This is a genomic window from Xenorhabdus aichiensis, from assembly GCF_028598775.1.
Lineage (GTDB): Bacteria > Pseudomonadota > Gammaproteobacteria > Enterobacterales > Enterobacteriaceae > Xenorhabdus > Xenorhabdus bovienii.
This window is the reverse complement of the sequence record NZ_JAQRFO010000037.1, coordinates 23758-46186: the sequence shown is the minus strand read 5'-3', so window position 1 is coordinate 46186 and position 22429 is coordinate 23758. Positions and strand designations below refer to the sequence as shown.

Genomic DNA, 22429 nt, shown 5'->3' with positions numbered 1-22429 from the left:
CCGGCTCATAAGCAGAAGTCGGCTGAAGTTCCAGTCAAATGGATAAAAGAAATTCGGTGGTGCGGTAGTTCAGTTGGTTAGAATACCGGCCTGTCACGCCGGGGGTCGCGGGTTCGAGTCCCGTCCGCACCGCCACCGTATTTAGGGGCGTAGTTCAATTGGTAGAGCACCGGTCTCCAAAACCGGGTGTTGGGAGTTCGAGTCTCTCCGCCCCTGCCAGTTAACAACTAAGTAATAATTGATATAGCTTTCAGATTAATAGCCCAGCTAAATTTAGCTGGGTTTTTTCTTGTTTGTAATTTACCTCGTGTTCATTGTCTACTTGTAGAAATTCTCTTTAAAATCCCAATTATTTTCACAATACGGTTCTTAGCTTGTTATAGGCGCTTTTTCGACAGGAATTTTTAACAACTGCTGAATAAATGTTTGTTGATCACTGTTTTGCAACCATACCGCATATAATGGGCGTTTGATTAGTTCTCTATTAGGTGACGTTACCAGCTTAGGATAATCTTCCTGCCAATGCACGGGCAGAAAAGCTGCAGCATTTACGCTATTCAGCAATTCTCTGGCAATATGTGCTGATGTGGTTGTAATGATCGGTGGATAGTCATTTTTTAAAATCTGTTGCTCTTGCTGGTGAAAATCAGCTCCCCACTCCAACTTGATGTAATTTTCTACGCCTTGTTTAAGATTATGTTGCGTTGTCAATAAAACGAGCTGGATATTACCGATCAATTGACTTTGGAATTCATCCATTTTGGGCGGTTCTGTCGTGATTAAGAGATCTAATTCACGGGAGTGTAGTTGTTTGACCAGAATTTGGCGTGTAGAAACTCGAGATTCAATTCTCATCCCTTGATGATGCTGATAAAAAGTATTCAGCCAAGATATCAGGTAGCCCTCCCATAAGGACGCAGTAGCACCGATAGAAAGTTCTGTATGCTGTGAGACATAACTGATTTCTTTCTTTGCTAACTGCCAAGTATTCATTAGTGATTCTGCATAGGGTACAAGGCGTTCCCCTGCGGCTGTCAGGCGAATATTATTACGATGCCGTGTAAATAAATTGGTACCCAGCTGATTTTCTAATTGGCGGATCCGAAAGCTAACAGCGGATTGTGTTAGATAGAGTGATTCAGCTGCCCGACCAAAGTGACGAGTCTTACTGACTTCCAAAAAGGTTTTCAGTAATTCAGTGTCCACATGTATCTCCAATAGTTTTTGTCGTTAAGATTTAAATATTTTGTTTTACAGAATGTCAAGCCTACCTAATACTCCGCGCCATAATTAGTATGACAGTAGAGTTAGGAGTGTGTCAGATGGCTGAAAGCTTCATCACGACTAATCGTTTTTTTGATAATAGAAATTATCCACGCGGATTTTCCCGTCATGGTGATTTCAACATCAAAGAGGCCCAATTGCTAGAACGTTATGGCCATGCGTTCAATGAATTGGATCTTGGTAAACGTGAACCTCAAACAGAAGAAGAAAAACTGTTTGTTGCCGTTTGCCGAGGTGAGCGTGCCCCTGCAACGACAGAGGAAAAAGTATGGACAAAGTATTTGGCAAAAATCAGCCGTCCAAAACGTTTTCATACTCTTTCCGGCGGAAAACCGCAGATAGATTCTGCGGAGGACTATACCGATACTGATGATTAATATCATCATTGATAGTAATGATCCATCAAGAGGGGCGAAATAGCCCCTCTTCCAGATTATCCGGCTTGTTTCTGTAGTTGAATAAGTAACCTATCGATACTCCGGTAGCTGAGTGCTTCCATAATATCTGGTCTTTCTATTCTTTGTTGTTCTTTCAGGTCTGCAATCGTGCGTGAAACTTTGAGTATTCGGTGCCAGGCACGTACAGATAAGCCTAATTTCAGTAGCGTATCTTCCAGAAAAATTGAATCTTCCATCTTAAGTTTACAAGCGTTATCAGTTTGTTTGCGATTGAGGTAAGCATTCACATGTCCACATCGTTCTATTTGCACTTTTCTGGCGATTTGTACCCGTTTTTTGACTTCATGGCTACTTTCACCATGTTTTTCTGATGACTGGCTTAAGATACCTGGAGGAAGTAAGGGAACTTCAATTGAGAGATCAAAACGATCTAAAAAAGGGCCCGATAATTTGGAGAGATAGCGTAATATCTGCTGTGGGCTACTGCGATTGTGCAATCCCTGATGATATCCAGTTGGGCTTGGGTTCATGGCGGCAATCAGTTGGACTTGAGCAGGGAAGCAGACTTTCGCTCTTGCACGGGATATGACTATTTCGCCGGATTCTAATGGCTCACGTAGCGCATCCAAGGCACCCCGGCTGAATTCAGGCAATTCATCCAAAAATAATACACCATTATGCGCAAGGGAAATTTCCCCTGGCTTAGGAATTGAACCTCCACCAACGAGAGCCGCCATTGATGAACTGTGATGAGGCGCTCTAAATGGGCGTGTATGCCATTTTTGAGGATTAACCGAGTTACCCGTTAGACTGTTGATTGCAGCGACGTCTAGAGCCTCTAGATGCGTTAAGGGTGGTAGTAAGCCACACAATCGGCTGGCCAGCATAGTTTTGCTTGTGCCAGGAGGGCCAAGTAGAAGAAGATTATGACCTCCAGCGGCGGTAATTTCCAGTGCACGCTTGGCTTGCTCTTGCCCGATAATATCCCGTATATCTAAAACAAGAGGGTCGGCCTGTAACGTAATGGGAGGTGGGGAGGATAAAATGGCGGTTTCTCCTCGCAGGAAGTGGCAGACTTGAAGTAAGTGATTGGCCACCAATGTTTCATTCTGGGATAAGATAGCCAGTTCAGCTTGATTTTCTATGGACAAAATCAATTGTCTTCCTGCTCTTTTCGCACTCAGTGCTGCGGGGATGGCACCCATGACTCGGCGTATTTCGCCAGACAATGCTAACTCCCCTAAAAATTCATAATTATGTAGCTTATCTGTCGGTATCTGATCTGATGCTGCTAAAATCGCGATGGCGATAGGTAAATCATATCTTCCCCCCTCTTTAGGGAGATCGGCAGGCGCCAGATTGACGGTGATCCTTTTTGGTGGATAAGTAAAACCGCTGTTGAGCAACGCGCTTCTGACCCGATCTCTCGCTTCCTTGACGGTGGTTTCAGGTAGACCAACAAGCGTTAAGCCGGGCAGGCCATTACTGATATGTGCTTCTATCGTGACAATGGGGGAATCAACGCCTATTGTTGCTCGAGTATAAATGACGGCGAGTGTCATGGTGCTCTCCTTAGCAAGAAAGTCGCTATCATGAATTGATAAAAAATAATAAAAAGTATTTTGTTATTATTTTGCGAAGAGGCTCGTAAATATATTGACTGCTATTGGTATTTTGAAATTCATTCACCATTTGGTTTTTCTAATTAACATTTTGTTATATATGAATAATTTAATATTTTAGGTGCTTTTTATAAAGAGAGTGAATGAAATCTGTATGATATTATTCGTCAGTTATTATATATAATTTATATTAATGAATTATCTGTTGTCCCATTTGTGCATAATAATGGGAGTAGATAAAAAATATCTGCTTGGATGTTACTTCCTATAGAAAGGTGATTAAGTCGAATTTTTATTATTTTCTGTATTAATTATTTTATTAAATATGCAGATGGCAATTTTTTCTGATAGCAAGAAGCATAAACGCCAGTGCATTTATCTGTTTAAATATCTATCTATATGAAAAATATAGTTAAAATAATTTTTTTGTGAAAAAAATAAAATTAATCGTTGTCAATAATCATGGAAAATGATAACTCTTAAATATACGTTGAGCATACGAGTTAAAACGAAAAAAATTATGAACACATTTGTCCTAGTGATTAGCCTAATTATCGTGAGCGTGGTGGTGATTATTATCCCACCGTGCGGGGCTGCACTTGGACGAAGGAAGGCTTAAACAGAAAAATAGCCAGATTTCACAAAGACCCCCGCACCGAAAGGCGCGGGGGTTTTTTTTGACACGTAGAAACGCATAACAAAACAACATCACAGCAAGCCATTTACAAGCTAAATACAACAGGGGAATGACAATGAACGGGGCGCAATGGGTTGTACAAGCATTACGAACACAGGGAGTTGAAAAGATTTTTGGTTATCCTGGTGGAGCAATTATGCCAGTTTATGATGCACTGTATGACGGGGGAATTGAACACTTGTTGTGTCGTCATGAACAGGGAGCGGTGATGGCAGCAATCGGCTATGCAAGGGCGAATGGCAAACCCGGCGTTTGCATCGCGACATCAGGGCCGGGGGCAACAAACTTAATCACCGGATTGGCGGATGCGCTGCTGGATTCTGTCCCCGTTGTGGCTATCACCGGTCAGGTAAGTTCTGAATTCATTGGCACTGATGCCTTTCAGGAAATCGATATGTTGGGGCTTTCCCTTGCTTGTACAAAACACAGTTTTCTGGTCGATTCGCTGGATAAATTACCCCAAATCATGGCTGAAGCCTTTGTCATAGCAACAAGTGGCCGCCCCGGCCCTGTACTGATTGATTTACCGAAAGATATTCAGTTAGCTCAAAGCGATTTAGCGCCTTACCTGATACCTGTTGTGTCCGAATCTTTCCTCCCTGAACGAGAATTGGAACAGGCTCGTTACATGATGCTCATGGCTCAAAAACCCATTTTGTATGTAGGTGGCGGTATTGGCATGGCTGATGCAGTACCTGAGCTGCGACGTTTTGTTACCGAAACGGGATTACCCGTTGTTTCCACGCTGAAAGGCTTGGGAGCTGCGGATGCCGAGCATGAATGTTATTTGGGGATGTTGGGGATGCATGGCACAAAGGCTGCCAATCTTGCTGTCCAATCCTGTGATTTATTGATTGCCGCTGGAGCCCGTTTTGATGATCGCGTGACAGGAAAATTAAATACTTTTGCCCCCCATGCCAAAGTGATCCATGTAGATATCGATTCTGTTGAATTCAATAAATTACGTCAGGCACATGTTTCATTACCGGGGAATTTAAAAACATTATTGCCCCACTTACAGCAACCTTTATCGATCGAATCCTGGCAACAGGAAGTCAAACAATTAAAAAACGAACATACATGGTGTTATGACTATCAAGGCGTAAGTATTTATGCGCCATCACTATTAAAACAGGTATCTGAACGTAAGCCATCCAATGCGGTAATCACAACTGACGTTGGACAGCATCAGATGTGGACAGCGCAGCACATGACATTTGATGGGCCGGAAAATTTTATTACTTCCAGTGGATTAGGCACGATGGGTTTTGGCATTCCAGCGGCGATTGGCGCCCAGATGGCTCGTCCGGAAGATATGGTGCTCTGCATATCCGGTGATGGTTCTTTCATGATGAATGTACAGGAGTTAGGCACCATCAAGCGTAAGCGGTTGCCGATCAAGATTATTTTATTGGATAACCAGCGTCTGGGCATGGTTCGACAGTGGCAAGAACTGTTTTTTGACAAACGCTATAGCGAAACGATCTTAAACGATAATCCTGATTTTATTGCCTTGGCAAAAGCTTTTGATATTCCTGGTCAACAAATCACTGATAAAACCCAAATCAATGCAGCGCTGGATGCTTTGTTCAGCAGCGAAGGTCCGTATTTATTACACGTATCCATTGACGAATTAGAGAATGTCTGGCCATTGGTTCCACCAGGCTCAAGCAATGCAACCATGTTGGAGAAGTCATTATGATGCAGCATCAACTTGCTATTCAGGCACGGTTTTGTCCTGAGATTTTGGAACGAATTCTGAGAGTTGCCCGTCATCGTGGATTTCAGATATGTGCATTGAATATGGATCATACAACAGATAGTGATAATGTAAGCATTGAACTCACAGTCGCCAGTCAACGCTCTGTAAATTTACTTTTTTCTCAACTGATGAAATTAGTCGATGTTGCTGGTGTTGAGATCCGGCACAAAGAATCACAATTAATAAGCGCATAAGGCGCAATTGAAGGAAATTGAAGAATGACAAAGCAAGCTGATTATATTTGGTTCAACGGTGAAATGGTTCCTTGGGCCGATGCGAAAGTCCACGTTATGTCTCACGCCCTGCATTACGGAACTTCTGTATTTGAGGGCGTTCGTTGCTATAACTCTCACAAAGGGCCAGTTGTTTTTCGTCATCGTGAACATATGCGGCGTTTGCATGACTCAGCCAAGATTTACCGTATGCCCGTGAGCCAGAGCGTTGATGAATTAATGGAAGCCTGTCGTGAAACACTCCGTAAAAATAAATTAGTCAGCGCTTACATTCGCCCATTGGTTTTTATTGGTGATGTTGGAATGGGGGTCAATCCTCCAGACGGTTATAAAACAGATATCATTATTGCGGCTTTTCCATGGGGGGCTTATTTAGGAGAAGAGGCGCTGGATCAGGGTATTGATGCGATGGTTTCTTCATGGAATCGTGTGGCAGCCAATACGATCCCAACAGGGGCAAAAGCAGGTGGTAACTATCTTTCCTCTCTGCTGGTGGGCAGTGAAGCACGACGCCATGGTTATCAGGAAGGTATTGCACTGGATGTTCATGGCTATATTTCAGAAGGCGCGGGGGAAAACCTGTTTGAAGTGAAAGATGGGGTGCTGTTTACGCCTCCATTTGCGTCATCAGCGCTGCCAGGGATTACCCGTGATGCCATTATCAAACTGGCGCAGGATCTTGGTCTGGAAGTGCGTGAACAAATACTTACCCGTGAATCGCTTTATTTGGCTGATGAAGTATTTATGACGGGGACAGCGGCAGAAATCACGCCGGTTCGTAGTGTTGATGGCATTCAAGTGGGTATTGGTAAATGTGGGCCAATCACTAAAAAAATCCAGAATGCCTTCTTTGGCTTATTTGATGGTACGACAGAAGATAAATGGGGCTGGCTGGACGCCGTTAATCCTTAATAAAAAAAGACAAAATGTAACAGGCGGCTCGTTCCCCGCCTGTTTTGATTGCTGATACTCATTAGATAAGACACGGGAGTGAAAACAATGCCTAAATACCGTTCTGCCACGACAACTCATGGCCGTAATATGGCGGGAGCACGAGCCTTATGGCGTGCGACGGGTATGACTGATGAGGATTTTGGAAAACCTATTATTGCGGTTGTGAACTCATTTACTCAGTTCGTGCCCGGGCATGTTCACCTGAGGGATTTAGGAAAACTGGTAGCAGAACAGATTGAGGCATCAGGAGGTGTCGCGAAAGAATTCAACACAATTGCAGTTGATGATGGTATTGCGATGGGGCATGGCGGAATGCTCTATTCCTTGCCTTCGCGTGAGTTGATTGCTGATTCTGTGGAATATATGGTCAATGCCCACTGCGCGGATGCGATGGTGTGTATCTCCAACTGTGACAAAATCACACCGGGCATGTTGATGGCATCAATGCGTCTGAATATCCCGGTTATTTTTGTTTCTGGTGGCCCGATGGAAGCCGGTAAAACCCGCCTGTCTGATCAGATCATCAAACTGGATCTGATTGATGCGATGATTCAGGGAGCCAATCCCAATGTCAGTGATGAAGAAAGCAATCAGATAGAACGTTCAGCTTGTCCGACATGCGGTTCCTGCTCAGGCATGTTTACGGCTAACTCCATGAATTGCCTGACTGAAGCATTGGGACTTTCGCAGCCGGGTAATGGTTCACTGCTCGCCACGCATGCGGATCGCAAGGCGCTGTTTTTAAATGCGGGCAAACGCATCGTCGAGCTGACCAAACGCTATTATGAGCAAAATGATGATAGCGCTTTGCCTCGTAACATCGCGACCAAAGCTGCCTTTGAAAATGCGATGATACTGGATATTGCGATGGGCGGGTCTACCAACACGGTACTGCATCTGCTGGCGGCGGCGCAGGAAGGCGATGTTGATTTCACTATGGCGGACATTGATCGTTTGTCTCGTCTAGTGCCTCATTTGTGTAAAGTGGCACCAAGCACCCAGAAATATCATATGGAAGACGTACATCGTGCAGGGGGAGTCATCGGGATCCTCGGTGAACTGGATCGTGCGGAGCTTCTGAATCGTGATGTGAAAAATGTTTTGGGGCTGGATCTGCCGCAAACGTTGGCTCAGTACGACATCATGCTGACACAGGATGAAGGTGTTAAGAGCATGTATTCTGCGGGGCCAGCAGGTATTCGAACCACTAAAGCCTTTTCGCAGGATTGCCGTTGGCCGTCATTGGACACAGATCGCAAGGAAGGGTGTATCCGTGAACGTACTCATGCTTATAGCCAAGATGGTGGTTTGGCAGTGCTGTCTGGTAACGTCGCGGCTAATGGCTGTATCGTAAAAACCGCTGGGGTGGATGAAGGAAGCCTGATTTTTCGTGGCCCAGCCAAGGTTTATGAAAGTCAGGATGATGCAGTAGAGGCGATTCTGGGAGGCAAAGTTGTTGCGGGTGATGTTGTGGTTATCCGCTATGAAGGCCCGAAAGGCGGTCCCGGTATGCAGGAAATGCTCTATCCAACCACCTATTTGAAATCGATGGGACTGGGTAAAAGCTGTGCTCTTATCACTGATGGTCGTTTTTCAGGCGGAACATCAGGGTTGTCGATTGGCCATGTTTCCCCTGAAGCGGCTAGTGGTGGTGTGATTGGGTTGGTTTATGATGGCGATATCATCGATATTGATATTCCGAACCGTAAAATCCATCTGGATGTTAACGAAACAGAATTGGCAGTACGTACACAGGCTGAACTATCTCGTGGAGATCAGGCATGGACACCTAAATCCCGTGATCGTCAGGTCTCTTTTGCCCTGCGGGCTTATGCTTTACTGGCGACCAGTGCCGATAAAGGTGCTGTACGCGATAAAGCAAAATTAGGGGGCTGACTGTGGCAGTTTATCCTCTTAATGCTGAGCCAAAGGGAGCGGAATACCTCAAAGCCGCCTTGAGTGCACCGGTTTATGATGTCGCCCAGGTTACCCCGCTGCAAGAAATGGAAAAAATCTCTGCCCGTTTAGCGAATACCATTTTAGTTAAACGGGAAGATCGTCAGTTAGTACACAGTTTCAAACTGCGTGGTGCATACACGATGATCGCGGGTTTGACTGAGGAGCAGAAAGCCAAAGGCGTGATTACCGCTTCTGCGGGCAATCATGCGCAGGGGGTGGCACTTTCTGCCAGCAAAGTGGGCACCAGAGCCATCATTGTCATGCCGATTGCCACAGCAGACATCAAAGTTGATGCAGTACGCAGTTTTGGTGGTGAAGTCCTGTTATACGGTGCTAATTTTGATGAAGCTAAGGCAAAAGCCATTTCGGTGGCAAAAGAGCACGGCTATACCTTTGTACCGCCGTTTGATCACCCTGCTGTGATCGCGGGGCAGGCAACACTGGCAATGGAACTTTTACAGCAGGATGTTCACCTTGATCGCATTTTTGTGCCGGTTGGCGGTGGCGGTTTGATTGCGGGTGTCGCAGTATTGATCAAACAACTTGTACCGGAAATGAAAGTCATTGGAGTGGAGGCCGAAGATTCCGCGTGTCTGAAAGCAGCACTGGAAGCAGGGCATCCAGTCGATTTACCGAGGGTGGGGCTGTTTGCAGAAGGCGTTGCAGTCAAACGTATCGGTGATGAAACATTCCGTTTATGCCAGCAGTATGTTGATGATGTCATTACGGTGGATAGTGATGCCATCTGTGCCGCCATGAAAGATATTTTTGAGGATGTCAGGGCGATTGCCGAACCTTCCGGTGCTCTGGCGCTGGCGGGTTTGAAGAAATACGTGCAGCAGCATCAGATTCAGGGAGAAAGGCTGGCGCATATTCTCTCAGGTGCCAACGTGAATTTTCATGGCCTGCGTTATGTTTCTGAACGCTGCGAACTGGGAGAACAGCGTGAAGCATTACTGGCTGTCACAATTCCTGAGCAAAAGGGAAGTTTCCTGAATTTTTGTCAGACGCTGGGAACGCGTGTTGTGACAGAATTTAGTTATCGTTATTCGGATGCGACTAACCCTGCTGAAGCCTGTATTTTTGTTGGCGTACGGCTGAATCGAGGCAATGCAGAACGTCTTGAAATCATCAATGAGTTGAAAGCATCGGGTTATCAGGTCGCTGACTTTACCGATGATGAAATGGCAAAACTGCATGTTCGTTACATGATCGGTGGCCGTCCTGCCAAGCCATTACAGGAACGGCTATACAGTTTCGAATTTCCTGAATCGCCGGGGGCTTTATTGAAGTTTTTGCAGACACTGGGAACACATTGGAATATCACACTATTCCATTACCGCAGCCATGGGATGGATTACGGTCGCGTATTGGCTGCCTTTGAACTTTCCGGCGCGGAAGTGCGTTTTGCTCGCCATCTTGATGATTTGGGTTATGAATACCATGATGAAACGAATAATCCTTCTTTTAACCTGTTGTTGAAATAGGATTCTTTGATCATCGGCATAAAAAATAGCACCTTGGCAGGTGCTATTTTCAGAATAAAGAATTGTTCACAACATCCCCCAAAATGCTTTAACCAACGGTTCCTGTAAGCGCTTACTCAGCGTACAGACGCCTAACTCAAATGGTTCGACCAGCGCAATATTCTCTAATAGCGATATACGATTGCGTACAGGCTCTGGGCTATTTTCGACGACAACCGCCGGGATCAATGCGATCCCGCAACCTAACGCAACCATCGAAACAATGGCTTCATGGCCTGAGACGGTAGCGTAAATCAAAGGATTAGGGATTTTATTCCGGCGGAACCAAAGTTCGATGCGTGTACGTGAAGGCCCATGTTCCGGCAGAATAAAAGGAATGGCATTCCAGTCAGGTTGTTCCTGTGTGGCAAGTGTTCTCACAGCACAAGGCAGGGAAGGGGCAATCAATACCAAAGGGATTTCGCCTATCTTGGTAAAACTGACATTATGGGGCAGTTTTTCCGGTTTGCCTGCAATGCCTAAATCGGCTTGGTCAGATTGGATCCTATCGACGGCATCAGCGGCATCTCCCGTTGTCAGTTTTATTTCTACCAAGGGATGCTCTGCACGAAATTTATCCAGTACCTGCGGAAGATGGCTATAAGCCGCCGTAACCGAACAGAACAGGCGTAATTCACCGCTCAATGAGGGACTCTGGTGATTTAATGAATGGTGTAACTGCTGATATTGCAGGAGTGTCTGCTGAGCAAATTGCTTTAGCTGTTCACCTGCGAAAGTGAGCTTGACTGTCCGGTTATCCCGCAGAAATAACGGATGCCCTAATAGTTCTTCAAGTCGTTGGATTTGGCGTGAAAGTGTGGATGGACTGACGTGTATAGCTTTGGCCGTGCGTCCAAAGTGACAACTTTCTGCAAGATGTAAAAACAGTTTTAAATCGCGTATATCCATCGAGTTCTGGCCTTCTTACCGTGACAAGTTTAATGTTGCATAAAATGCAACATAGTCTTGTTAATATATCAATTTAAGCAATGGCTTTCATGGCATATATTGGAATGATGCAAACGACCTCACAACAATAACATCGGAGTCACCCATGGCTAATTATTTTGATACGTTGAACCTGCGCCAGCAATTGGCGCAGTTAGGCAAATGCCGTTTTATGGCGCGGGAAGAATTTGCTGACGAAGCAGGATATTTAAAAGGCAAGAAAGTGGTCATTGTCGGCTGTGGTGCGCAAGGGCTGAATCAGGGTCTAAACATGCGTGATTCTGGTTTGGATATTGCCTATGCATTGCGTCAAGAAGCGATTGAAGAAAAACGCGCATCATGGCGTAAGGCAACGGAAAACGGCTTCAAGGTCGGCACCTATGAAGAGTTGATCCCACAGGCCGATTTGGTCATTAACCTGACGCCAGACAAACAGCATTCTGCGGTGGTTCAGGCAGTTCAGCCTTTGATGAAAGAAGGTGCAGCACTGGGATATTCTCACGGTTTCAATATCGTGGAAGTGGGCGAGCAGGTTCGTAAAGACATCACCGTCGTAATGGTTGCGCCTAAATGCCCAGGTACGGAAGTTCGCGAAGAATATAAACGTGGTTTTGGTGTCCCTACTTTGATTGCCGTGCATCCAGAAAACGATGTGAAAGGTGAAGGCATGGCGATTGCAAAAGCATGGGCTGCTGCAACGGGGGGTCATCGCGCTGGTGTGCTGGAATCTTCTTTCGTGGCTGAAGTGAAATCAGACTTAATGGGCGAACAGACCATTTTATGCGGTATGTTACAGGCGGGTTCTCTGCTTTGTTATGACAAGCTGGTGGCAGAGGGAACAGAGCCGGGTTATGCCGGTAAGCTGATTCAATTTGGCTGGGAAACTATCACGGAGGCATTGAAGCAGGGCGGTATCACATTGATGATGGATCGTCTGTCCAACTCAGCAAAACTGCGTGCTTATGCCCTTTCCGAGCAGTTGAAGGTTATTTTAGCACCGCTGTTCCAGAAACATATGGATGACATCATTTCCGGAACGTTTTCTTCTACCATGATGGCAGACTGGGCAAATGACGATAAAAACCTGCTGACTTGGCGTGCAGAAACAGGCCAGACACCATTCGAAAACTACCCGGATCACAGCGGCAATATCAGCGAGCAGGAATACTTTGATCATGGCGTGCTGATGATAGCGATGGTCAAAGCTGGGGTGGAGCTGGCGTTTGAAACTATGGTGGATGCCGGCATTATTGAGGAATCAGCCTATTATGAATCGCTGCATGAACTGCCATTGATTGCGAATACCATTGCTCGTAAGCGTCTGTATGAAATGAATGTGGTGATTTCCGATACGGCGGAATATGGTAATTACCTGTTCTCTCACGTTGCGGTTCCATTACTGAAAGAGAAATTTATGGCTACCTTGCAGGCAGGGGACATGGGTAAACCCGTGGCAGACAGCAGTATCGACAATGCCCAATTACGTGATGTTAACGAAGCGATTCGTCACCATCCGATTGAGACTATTGGTCATACTCTGCGTGGTTATATGACCGATATGAAGCGTATTGCAGTGGGTGGATAATTTACTTATCAGGCTGCTCTTATCGAGATGAACTCCTATAAAACAACGCCCGATGAAATTCTATCGAGCGTTGTTTTTTTATGGGCGTTTACAGGTCAAACCGTTGTTTCAGATCATCGATGGCCTGACGCTGTAAAATTTCAAAAGGTGCTCTCGGTTGCTGTAATTCGAGCATGGCAAGAGCTGGATCAATGACTTCAGTGCGAACACCTGACAATTCTTCCATGACGGCCAAGCCACAGAAAGGCACATAGGCTTCGGAATAACCGCCTTCGTGTACCATCACCAGTTTGCCATGACAGAGCTCATCCGCTACCTGCTGCATTTTACGCGTCATCTCACGGAAACTGTCACTGTGCAACTGCATCCGTGCCAGCGGATCAAAGCCATTGGCATCATAGCCACAGGCAATGATAATCAGCTCAGGCTGGTAACGTCGCAGTGCCGGCATGACAATTTGATCCATGGCATACATGTAGCTGTCATGGCCGGCACCAGCCATCAGTGGAATATTGATATTGAACCCTTCACCCGGACCTTCACCGATATCGTCTTCGCCACTGTAACCTACGGGATAGCAGCGATCCTGATGCAGTGAAATTGTCAGTACATCATCCCGTTGCCAAAAGATATGTTGTGTTCCATTACCGTGGTGTACATCCCAGTCGACGACTGCTACTCGGCCGAGGCCCAGTTGCTCTTTTGCTTTTTCAATCGCAAGAGAAATATTGGCGAGGAAACAGAAGCCCATGGCTTGATCGGGCAGGCAATGATGGCCGGGGGGACGAGAAAGGCTGTAGGCATTATCCAGTTCACCGTGTAATACGGATTTTACCGCAGCATAAGCCAGCCCCGCAGACAGTTTGGCAATATCATAACTGCCTGCTCCCAGCGATGCTTCAGACCCCAATGTACCGCCACCGTTATCGCTCAGGTACTTAAAGCGCTGTAAATAAGATTCTGTGTGAACGAGCCTTAATGTTGCTTCATCGATAGGTTCGGCGCTCATTAGCTGCAATGAATGACTTAAACCGGAAACATCCATTAAACTTTTCATTCTGCGTTTGGTTTCCGGTGACTCAGCATGTCCTGCACCACACGGCGGTTGTACCCATCCACCTACGGGAAATATGAAGGTATGTTGGGAACCCGTATTGTGCCAGAAACAAAGTTCATCAAAGAAAAAACCCGTTTTACGTAGCATATTGCACCCATTTTATTGATTCGATGATAATAAGATTATAGTGCTAATTAAGTTAAACAGATATTATGTGTTACTGTAAATAGAGGTTCACTATTGCATAGAAGAAGGGAATAAATCTATTTTTATAGAAATAACTTTAATCTTTATCACAAAATTAAATTATAAATAATAATGATCACATGACTAATTAAAATTGTTAATAAATATAAAATTTTTTGTATTAATTAATTTATTGATTTTTAAATAAAAACATTGAAATAAATATTTATTATCATGATTTGACAAGGTAGTGAATAATATATAATCAGGATGTTTTTTCGCTAATATGTACGGATGTTAAATAATAAATGTTAAATAATAAATGTTAAATAACAATAGGATATAAATTGTTATCGTTAAGGTTATGGTTAGTGTTTATTAATATTAATGCAAACAGAATGTCGTAAAAATTTATTTTTTCTTAATAATATAGTTACTGAAATAGAATAAATAATTTTAAAAAAGACTGGTGCGTATTTATGTATGAGAAGTATCTGTAAATATTCTATTTTAGCTCATGTGACTTTATTAAGTTAATAATAAAAATCAATATTTAATTTGTTAATGGTTTATTATGAAAAATGTTTATTTTTTTATTTCAATATAATTTTAAAAACAATTTTCATATAAATTAGGGTTAAAAAATAGAATGACTTAATTATTTTATCTCGCGATAACCAATTTATGTAAAGGAAACCTCCTTTCTGCTACACTTCTTACCCTCGATGTTTATCCTGATATAACCCTCTAAAGAGTATGCGATTAAATCCTAGTCAACAACAAGCGGTTGAATTTGTCACAGGGCCTTGTCTGGTTCTGGCAGGTGCAGGCTCTGGCAAGACCAGAGTGATCACCAATAAAATTGCCCACCTGATCCGTGCCTGCGGTTATCAGGCGCGTCATATCGCCGCAGTGACTTTCACCAACAAGGCGGCACGGGAAATGAAAGAGCGTGTCGCGCAGACTTTGGGGCGCAAGGAAACCAGAGGGTTGATGATTTCGACTTTCCATACTCTGGGTCTGGAAATCATCAAGCGTGAATACAAAGCGCTGGGCATGAAGAGTAACTTCTCGTTGTTCGATGATCAGGATCAAAGGGTATTGCTGAAAGATCTGACGGCGGATTTGCTGGAGGAAGATAAGGATCTACTGCAAAAACTGAGCTCCAGCATTTCCAACTGGAAAAATGATCTGATGTCACCAGAGCAGGTGATTAGGCAGGCTCGTTCGGCGCAGGAGCATCAATTTGCGGAGTGTTATCGCCGTTATGATCTGCATTTGAACAGTTGCAACGTTCTCGACTTTGATGACCTGATTACCAAACCTACATTGCTGTTAATGCAGAATGAAGAGGTTCGGGAACGTTGGCAAAATAAAATTCGTTATCTGCTGGTGGATGAATATCAGGATACCAACACCAGCCAGTATCAATTGGTGAAACTATTGGTGGGCAATCGGGCGCGTTTTACCGTAGTGGGTGATGATGATCAATCCATCTATTCATGGCGTGGTGCTCGCCCACAAAACTTGATTCTGCTGAATGAGGATTTTCCTCAATTGAACGTGATCAAACTGGAACAGAATTATCGTTCATCAGGGCGGATATTGAAGGCCGCGAATATTCTGATTGCCAATAATCCCCATGTATTTGAGAAGAAACTGTTTTCAGAACTGGGCTATGGTGATCTGCTCAGGGTGATTGAAGCGAATAATGAAGATCATGAAGCGGAGCGAGTAGTGGGAGAATTGATTGCTCATCACTTTATTAATAAAACCGAATATAAAGATTACGCCATTCTATATAGAGGCAATCACCAGTCTCGTATTTTTGAAAAAATGCTGATGCAAAACCGTATTCCTTATCGCATTTCTGGGGGAACTTCATTCTTTTCCCGCCCTGAAATAAAGGACTTACTCTCTTATCTGCGGGTGTTGACCAATCCCGACGATGACAGTGCATTTCTACGAATCGTCAATACCCCACGCCGAGAAATCGGCGCGGTGACAATCCAAAAATTGGGCGAGTGGGCGAATCAGCGTAACAAAAGCTTGTATCACGCCAGTTTCGATCTCGGTCTGGAGCAGAGTCTGACAGGGCGCGGGTTGGCTGCCCTACAGCACTTTACCCACTGGATGGATGAAATTTCCCGCCAGACCGAGCGTGAGCCATTGCTGGCGGTGCGGGATTTGCTGCGCGGTATGGACTATGAAAGCTGGCTGTATGAAACGTCACCTAGCCCAAAAGCGGCTGAAATGCGGATGAAAAACGTCAATCAGCTTTTTACTTGGATGAGTGAAATGTTTGAAGGGGATGACCTGAATGAACCGATGACGCTGTCGCAAGTTGTGGCGCGTTTTACCCTGCGAGACATGCTGGAACGTGGGGAGGACGATGAGGAATTGGATCAGGTTCAGCTGATGACATTGCATGCATCCAAGGGGCTAGAGTTCCCTTATGTTTTTCTGGTGGGTATGGAAGAAGGTTTGTTGCCGCATCAAAGCAGCATTGATGAAGATAATATCGATGAAGAGCGACGTCTGGCTTATGTCGGGATTACCCGAGCACGACGGGAGCTATTTTTTACCCTCAGCAAAGAGCGTCGTCAGTATGGTGAGCTGATTCGGCCTGAACCGAGTCGATTCTTGCTGGAGTTGCCGCAGGATGATTTGCACTGGCCGAGAGGCAAAAAGATGATCAGTGCAGAAGATCGAATGAAGCAAGGGCAATCGCGTCTTGCCGATATCAAATCCCGTTTGGGGCTTGGTCAGAAAAACAGCGGAAAATAAAATCGGATGAATACCCTGTATTCGCGTTGAATACAGGGATAGGTAGATTATCCGAGATGGGAGTTATTCTGCTCTTCAAGGAACAATGTCCACTGAATATAACTTTGCCACTGGATTTCCTGATGTAAGGCTTCAGCCCTGAGTGGATGCTGCATTTGCCATTGATAGGGCAGGATGATGGTGAGCGTCTCATTTTCAACCCGCAGCCGCAAGGCCGGTAAAATATCGTCTCGCCGACGGCTGGCAAAAATAATGGCCAGACGCAACAAGCGGCATAATCGCTGTGCCTGTAACGGTGGCAAGGCATTTTGCTGACTGAGTGAGGCCAGATCGACAGAACCGCTTTGATTGTTCAACAGCGTTGCCAGCAATCGTTTTTGAGCGGGGGTATAACCGGGAAGATCCAAATGACTGATGAGATACGCTGAGTGAGCCGGGCCTTGGCGAAAATCGACACACAGGCCGATTTCATGAAGTAGACAGGCGCTGGTCAACAACTCGCGACATCGTGCATCCAGATTCCATGCCGTGGCGACCTGCTGACAAAAATGTTCGGCCAGTTGCTTGACGCGCAGAGCTTGTTCAATATCCAGTTGAAAACGGTGTTGAATATTGCACAGAGTTCTTGTACGGATATCCTGCTCAATGGGTAAATCCAGCATCCCATAAACCAGCCCCTCACGCAGTGCGCCTCCCGCAAGGATCATGCTTTCGATGTTCAGTGCCTGAAAGATGGCAATTAAAATTGCCAGCCCGCTAGGGAAAACTAATGCCCGTTCTAATGTCAGCCCGTCGATTTCAAGCTCTTCCAGCTTGCCGCACTCAATCGCCTTGTATTTAAGCTGTTGTAGCTTCGGCAGGGTGATAAGTTCATCCATCCCCTGTGCAATCATGATTTCCTGCAACGCCTGTACTGTACCGGAGGCACCAACACAAATCTGCCAACCCTGCTTAAGCAGGGTCGTGGTGATAGGGGCGAGAATATGGTGGGCAGCGGATTCTGCCTGTGCAAAGTTTTCTTCTGTCAGGCTGCGATCATTGAAGTAGCGCTCCAGCCAAGTGACGCAGCCCACTTCAAGGCTGAACAACTGATTGGCTTTTGCTCCGGTGCCTGTGACCAATTCTGTACTGCCACCACCAATATCCACCACAAGACGCTTTTCAGACCCACCTGTCGTGTGGGCAACACCTTGATAAATCAGCTGAGCTTCTTCTTCACCACTGATGACTTTGACTGGACTCCCCAATATTTCAGAGGCTTTCCCGACAAAATCAGCCGAATTTACAGCCAATCGCAATGTTGCCGTAGCGACAACGCGGATCTGCGAGGCAGGGATATCCTGTAAATATTCGGAAAATAGGCGAAGGCACTGCCATCCCCGCTCCATTGCCTGTTGTGATAAATGATTATTTTTATCCAACCCGGTGGCCAGCCTGACCTTGCGCTTGATGCGGGTGACCACTTGAATGCTACCAGACACTTCACGGACAACCAGCATGTGAAAACTGTTTGAGCCTAAATCGATAGCGGCATAGAGCGAAGAAGAACTCAGCATAGTATTATTCAGCCTGGATGTTTACGGTTGCGAGTTGGATTTCCACGGCGCGACATATTGGTGCGCCGTGGGTGTCCTCCTGAACGAGCGCGGTTACGGCGCTTGGGTACAGGTAAATCCATCAGCAGTGCATCACTGTTATATTTGCTTACAGGGATCTGATGCTGGATATACTCTTCGATCGACGGTAGATTCAGAGCGTACTCTTCACATGCCAGACTGATTGAATGCCCGCTTTCTCCTGCGCGACCCGTGCGGCCAATGCGGTGGACGTAATCCTCACAGTCGTCCGGCAGGTCATAGTTAAATACATGGGTTACAAAAGGAATATGCAGACCGCGGGCAGCAACATCAGTGGCGACTAGAATATCCAGATTTCCCAGACTGAACTCTTCCAGAATACGCAGTCGTTTTTTCTGCGCAACATCACCTGTCAGCAGACCAACACGATGCCCATCGGCAGCCAGATGTGCCCAGATATCTTCGCAGCGGTGTTTGGTATTGGCAAAAATGATGCAGCGATCGGGCCACTCTTCTTCCAGCAGGGTCTGTAACAGACGCATCTTTTCTTCATTGGAAGGATAAAACAGCTCTTCCTGAATGCGATGCCCCGTTTTCTGCAAGGGTTCCACTTCCACATATTCAGGGCTATTCATCTGTTCAAAGGCGAGTTCACGCACTCGATAAGACAGGGTAGCGGAAAACAGCAGATTCATTCGCTGAGCGGCAACAGGCATCCGGCGGAACAGCCAGCGGATATCTTTGATAAAGCCCAAATCATACATGCGATCTGCTTCATCCAGTACCACAACCTGAACCGCATTAAGATTGACATATCCTTGTTTGGTGTAATCGATTAAACGACCGGTTGTGCCAATCACGATATCGACGCCAGATTCCAGAACCTTAAGCTGCTTATCATAGCCGTCGCCACCGTAGGCGAGCCCCATTTTCAGTCCCGTGGCTTCTGCCAACTCCTCCGCGTCAGAGTAAATCTGGACGGCTAATTCGCGGGTGGGGGCCATAATCAGCGCCCTTGGCTGATTAGTTTTGTGATCTGCCGCAGCAGGATGGGTCAGTAAATAATGAAAAGTAGACGTCAGAAATGCTAGCGTCTTGCCCGTTCCGGTTTGTGCCTGCCCCGCAACATCTCGGCCTTCGACAGTAAAAGGCAAAGTTAGCGCCTGTATTGGCGTGCAGTTGGAAAAGCCCTTTTTATCAAGGGCTTCAATGACCTTGGGGTGCAATGCGAAGTCGGAAAACTTCTTTTCTGTCAAATGTGTTTTGCTCATAGTGTGGTAGAATATCAGTTAACTATTGCTTTAAGAAAGTGTATCCGCTGAAATAAAGACACGTTTATGTTGGTTAATGTACACTGGGACCGTAAAAAATTTTACTTTGGAGCAAAAATAATGAACGAGAAGATTATAAGTGATCGTATCATCCATTTGGCTGATGCGGATTTTGATGCAAAAAAATTAAACGTAAAAGGCGCCGTTCTCGTCGAATTCTGGGCTGAATGGTGTGGTCCCTGTAAAATGATTGCCCCTATTTTGGACGAAGTTTCCGAAGAATACGCAGGCAAGCTGACAGTTGCCAAACTGAACGTTGATGATCACGAGCAAGCACCAAAAGCTCATGGTATTCGCGGTATTCCAACACTGATCTTGTTTAAAGATGGTGAAAAGGCCGCAACGCAAGTAGGTGCTTTGTCAAAAACGCAACTGAAAGCGTTTTTAGACTCACATATCTAATTTAGAGTCTGATCACAGTAATCACGGGCGTTTAGCGGATAAAGTGATTTATCTTACTGACCGCTAGACGTCTGCAACGAAGCGTGGTAAGTTAGCAGTCATGTGCTTGTATGAAGCATTGCATCAGTGGATTCTTCAATTTATATAAAGAATTGACATTAAGCGTGTTACATACTAAACAATCTGTAGTGTCTGATAAATCTGTTATCTCTGGTTCATCTGAAGTATCTGATGGCATATCGCATTTGGCAAAGTATTTGAGAGCATATATACGGGAATCATTCGGTATATAGCTTGGTGCTGACAGCGTCTCTATGTTAAGCATCTTTATGTCGCGCTTTTTTATATCTCAATCGTTATTGAGATAGTATTTGCTGAAGTTGTGTTTACTGAGACAGTACTCACACTGAGATAATGCTTACGATAAGATAGTTTTTATGATGAGATAGTTCTTATATTTGAAATTAACCACGTTTCGTTACTATTATCTCAGCCGTGTTTTGACAGTTTGTCAGCCTTATTTTGAAATCAATCTGAGTACTTCAAACTATTGCCTTGTAATATTAGTTAATATGTTAAAAGGTTTTATTCGTTTCTGGTACAAATAAACAGGCACCGATAACGCTGCCATACCATTCACGTTCATAGTTCGAGATATACCCCGAGTTAAAGAACCCACCATTATGAATCTTACCGAATTAAAGAATACGCCGGTATCTGAGTTGATTACTCTCGGCGAAAATATGGGGCTGGAAAACCTGGCTCGTATGCGCAAGCAAGACATTATTTTTTCTATTCTCAAACAGCATGCGAAGAGTGGAGAAGATATTTTCGGAGATGGGGTACTGGAGATATTGCAGGATGGATTTGGTTTCCTCCGTTCCGGAGACAGCTCCTACCTTGCAGGTCCCGATGATATCTACGTTTCTCCTAGCCAAATCCGCCGTTTTAACCTCCGTACTGGTGATACCATTTCAGGTAAAATTCGCCCACCAAAAGAAGGTGAACGCTATTTTGCCCTGTTGAAGGTTAACGAAGTTAACTTTGACAAGCCTGAAAACGCCCGTAATAAAATCCTGTTTGAGAACCTGACTCCACTTCATGCCAACAATCGTCTGCGCATGGAGCGTGGCAATGGTTCTACTGAGGATTTGACTGCCCGTGTTCTGGATTTGGCAGCACCTATTGGCCGTGGTCAGCGTGGCCTGATTGTTGCTCCGCCAAAAGCGGGTAAAACCATGCTGCTGCAAAACATTGCGGCTAACATTGCCAACAACTACCCAGACTGCGTCTTGATGGTTTTGCTGATCGATGAACGTCCAGAAGAAGTCACTGAAATGCAGCGTCTGGTAAAAGGTGAAGTGATTGCTTCAACCTTTGATGAACCTGCTTCCCGTCACGTACAAGTGGCTGAAATGGTTATCGAAAAAGCAAAACGTCTGGTTGAGCACAAAAAAGACGTTATTATCCTGCTGGATTCCATTACCCGTCTGGCTCGTGCGTATAACACTGTAGTTCCTGCTTCCGGTAAGGTACTGACCGGTGGTGTGGATGCTAATGCACTGCATCGTCCAAAGCGTTTCTTTGGTGCGGCCCGTAACGTTGAAGAAGGTGGTAGCTTGACCATCATCGCGACTGCGCTGGTTGATACGGGTTCCAAGATGGACGAAGTGATTTACGAAGAATTTAAAGGTACAGGTAACATGGAACTGCACCTGTCCCGTAAGATCGCTGAAAAACGCGTCTTCCCTGCCATTGACTACAACCGCTCTGGTACACGTAAAGAAGAATTGCTCACTACGCAGGATGAACTGCAAAAAATGTGGATCTTGCGTAAAATCATCCATCCGATGGGCGAAGCTGATGCGATGGAATTCCTTATCAACAAACTGGCTATGACAAAAACAAACGAAGAATTCTTCGACTTTATGAAACGTTCATAGTTTGTAAATGATAAATAGTCATTTCGTCAAAACGCCACATTCTTGTGGCGTTTTTTTTATCAAGGGATTAACTTGTTCGCCTGAAATGGTACATATTTTGCATCTTTTTCATCAGATTAAGTGAGTGTTTTCTGGGCACAGCCATTTACAAATGCTTAGGAAACCATAATTAATCACG

The 22429-nt window shown here is 45.2% G+C and carries 17 protein-coding genes and 2 tRNA genes; 13 read left to right on the top strand and 6 right to left on the bottom strand.

Translation table 11 applies throughout. From position 1 onward, the window contains the following. Positions 1-58 precede the first annotated feature (58 nt). Positions 59-135: transfer RNA gene (locus PSI22_RS15400), tRNA-Asp, on the top strand. A gap of 8 nt (positions 136-143) precedes the next feature. Next, positions 144-219: transfer RNA gene (locus PSI22_RS15395), tRNA-Trp, on the top strand. 150 nt (positions 220-369) lie between these two features. Here the strand turns inward: PSI22_RS15395 and hdfR are convergent. Beyond that, the gene (gene hdfR, locus PSI22_RS15390) at positions 370-1206 is read right to left on the bottom strand and encodes an HTH-type transcriptional regulator HdfR (protein WP_273580511.1); all 837 of its coding nucleotides are present in this window, start codon (positions 1204-1206) and stop codon (positions 370-372) included. 116 nt (positions 1207-1322) lie between these two features. Between hdfR and PSI22_RS15385 the strand changes: the two genes are divergently transcribed. Then, positions 1323-1661 carry a MaoP family protein gene (locus PSI22_RS15385; protein ID WP_273580510.1) on the top strand — a complete coding sequence of 113 codons (339 nt, stop codon included), beginning with the start codon at positions 1323-1325 and terminating at the stop codon, positions 1659-1661. Between the two features lie 56 nt (positions 1662-1717). On the opposite strand, the gene PSI22_RS15380 is transcribed toward PSI22_RS15385, so the two are convergent. Beyond that, positions 1718-3244, bottom strand: coding sequence for a YifB family Mg chelatase-like AAA ATPase (locus PSI22_RS15380; RefSeq protein ID WP_273580509.1), 1527 nt, complete (start codon positions 3242-3244; stop codon positions 1718-1720). Between the two features lie 580 nt (positions 3245-3824). Between PSI22_RS15380 and ilvL the strand changes: the two genes are divergently transcribed. From ilvL to ilvA, 6 genes are all read left to right on the top strand, one after another. Continuing rightward, positions 3825-3923: an ilv operon leader peptide gene (gene ilvL / locus PSI22_RS15375; RefSeq protein ID WP_071647081.1), complete on the top strand. Its 99-nt coding sequence runs from the start codon at positions 3825-3827 to the stop codon at positions 3921-3923. 133 nt (positions 3924-4056) lie between these two features. Continuing rightward, positions 4057-5703, top strand: coding sequence for an acetolactate synthase 2 catalytic subunit (gene ilvG, locus PSI22_RS15370; RefSeq protein ID WP_273580508.1), 1647 nt, complete (start codon positions 4057-4059; stop codon positions 5701-5703). Continuing rightward, a complete protein-coding gene (gene ilvM, locus PSI22_RS15365) occupies positions 5700-5957 on the top strand; it encodes an acetolactate synthase 2 small subunit (protein ID WP_038248454.1) in 258 nt (85 codons plus the stop codon). Before ilvG ends, ilvM begins: the two co-directional genes overlap by 4 nt. Before the next feature lie 24 nt (positions 5958-5981). Then, positions 5982-6908, top strand: a complete 927-nt coding sequence (locus PSI22_RS15360; protein ID WP_038184417.1) for a branched-chain amino acid transaminase — start codon at positions 5982-5984, stop codon at positions 6906-6908. An 87-nt stretch (positions 6909-6995) separates the two neighbouring features. Continuing rightward, complete coding sequence (gene ilvD / locus PSI22_RS15355) at positions 6996-8846, top strand: dihydroxy-acid dehydratase (RefSeq protein ID WP_273580507.1); 1851 nt, start codon at positions 6996-6998, stop codon at positions 8844-8846. 2 nt (positions 8847-8848) lie between these two features. Further along, positions 8849-10396, top strand: a complete 1548-nt coding sequence (ilvA, locus tag PSI22_RS15350) for a threonine ammonia-lyase, biosynthetic (protein ID WP_238097872.1) — start codon at positions 8849-8851, stop codon at positions 10394-10396. Between the two features lie 66 nt (positions 10397-10462). On the opposite strand, the gene ilvY is transcribed toward ilvA, so the two are convergent. Further along, on the bottom strand, positions 10463-11344 hold the full coding sequence (gene ilvY, locus PSI22_RS15345; RefSeq protein ID WP_273580506.1) for an HTH-type transcriptional activator IlvY: 882 nt from the start codon (positions 11342-11344) through the stop codon (positions 10463-10465). A gap of 145 nt (positions 11345-11489) precedes the next feature. Between ilvY and ilvC the strand changes: the two genes are divergently transcribed. Next, a complete protein-coding gene (gene ilvC / locus PSI22_RS15340; RefSeq protein ID WP_273580505.1) occupies positions 11490-12968 on the top strand; it encodes a ketol-acid reductoisomerase in 1479 nt (492 codons plus the stop codon). An 88-nt stretch (positions 12969-13056) separates the two neighbouring features. Here the strand turns inward: ilvC and PSI22_RS15335 are convergent, their stop codons facing one another. Further along, positions 13057-14172 (bottom strand): histone deacetylase-like amidohydrolase, encoded by a 1116-nt coding sequence (locus PSI22_RS15335; RefSeq protein ID WP_273580504.1) that lies wholly within the window; start codon positions 14170-14172, stop codon positions 13057-13059. Positions 14173-14967: 795 nt separating this feature from the next. Here PSI22_RS15335 and rep point away from each other — a divergent pair. Beyond that, complete coding sequence (gene rep, locus PSI22_RS15330) at positions 14968-16998, top strand: DNA helicase Rep (protein WP_273580503.1); 2031 nt, start codon at positions 14968-14970, stop codon at positions 16996-16998. A 47-nt stretch (positions 16999-17045) separates the two neighbouring features. Here the strand turns inward: rep and gppA are convergent, their stop codons facing one another. Beyond that, a complete protein-coding gene (gene gppA / locus PSI22_RS15325) occupies positions 17046-18554 on the bottom strand; it encodes a guanosine-5'-triphosphate,3'-diphosphate diphosphatase (RefSeq protein WP_273580502.1) in 1509 nt (502 codons plus the stop codon). An 8-nt stretch (positions 18555-18562) separates the two neighbouring features. Beyond that, a complete protein-coding gene (rhlB, locus tag PSI22_RS15320) occupies positions 18563-19846 on the bottom strand; it encodes an ATP-dependent RNA helicase RhlB (protein WP_273580501.1) in 1284 nt (427 codons plus the stop codon). Positions 19847-19981: 135 nt separating this feature from the next. On the opposite strand from rhlB, the gene trxA reads away from it, so the two are divergent. Continuing rightward, complete coding sequence (trxA, locus tag PSI22_RS15315; protein ID WP_038192803.1) at positions 19982-20308, top strand: thioredoxin TrxA; 327 nt, start codon at positions 19982-19984, stop codon at positions 20306-20308. 683 nt (positions 20309-20991) lie between these two features. Beyond that, the gene (gene rho / locus PSI22_RS15310; RefSeq protein WP_012990443.1) at positions 20992-22251 is read left to right on the top strand and encodes a transcription termination factor Rho; all 1260 of its coding nucleotides are present in this window, start codon (positions 20992-20994) and stop codon (positions 22249-22251) included. Positions 22252-22429 lie beyond the last annotated feature (178 nt).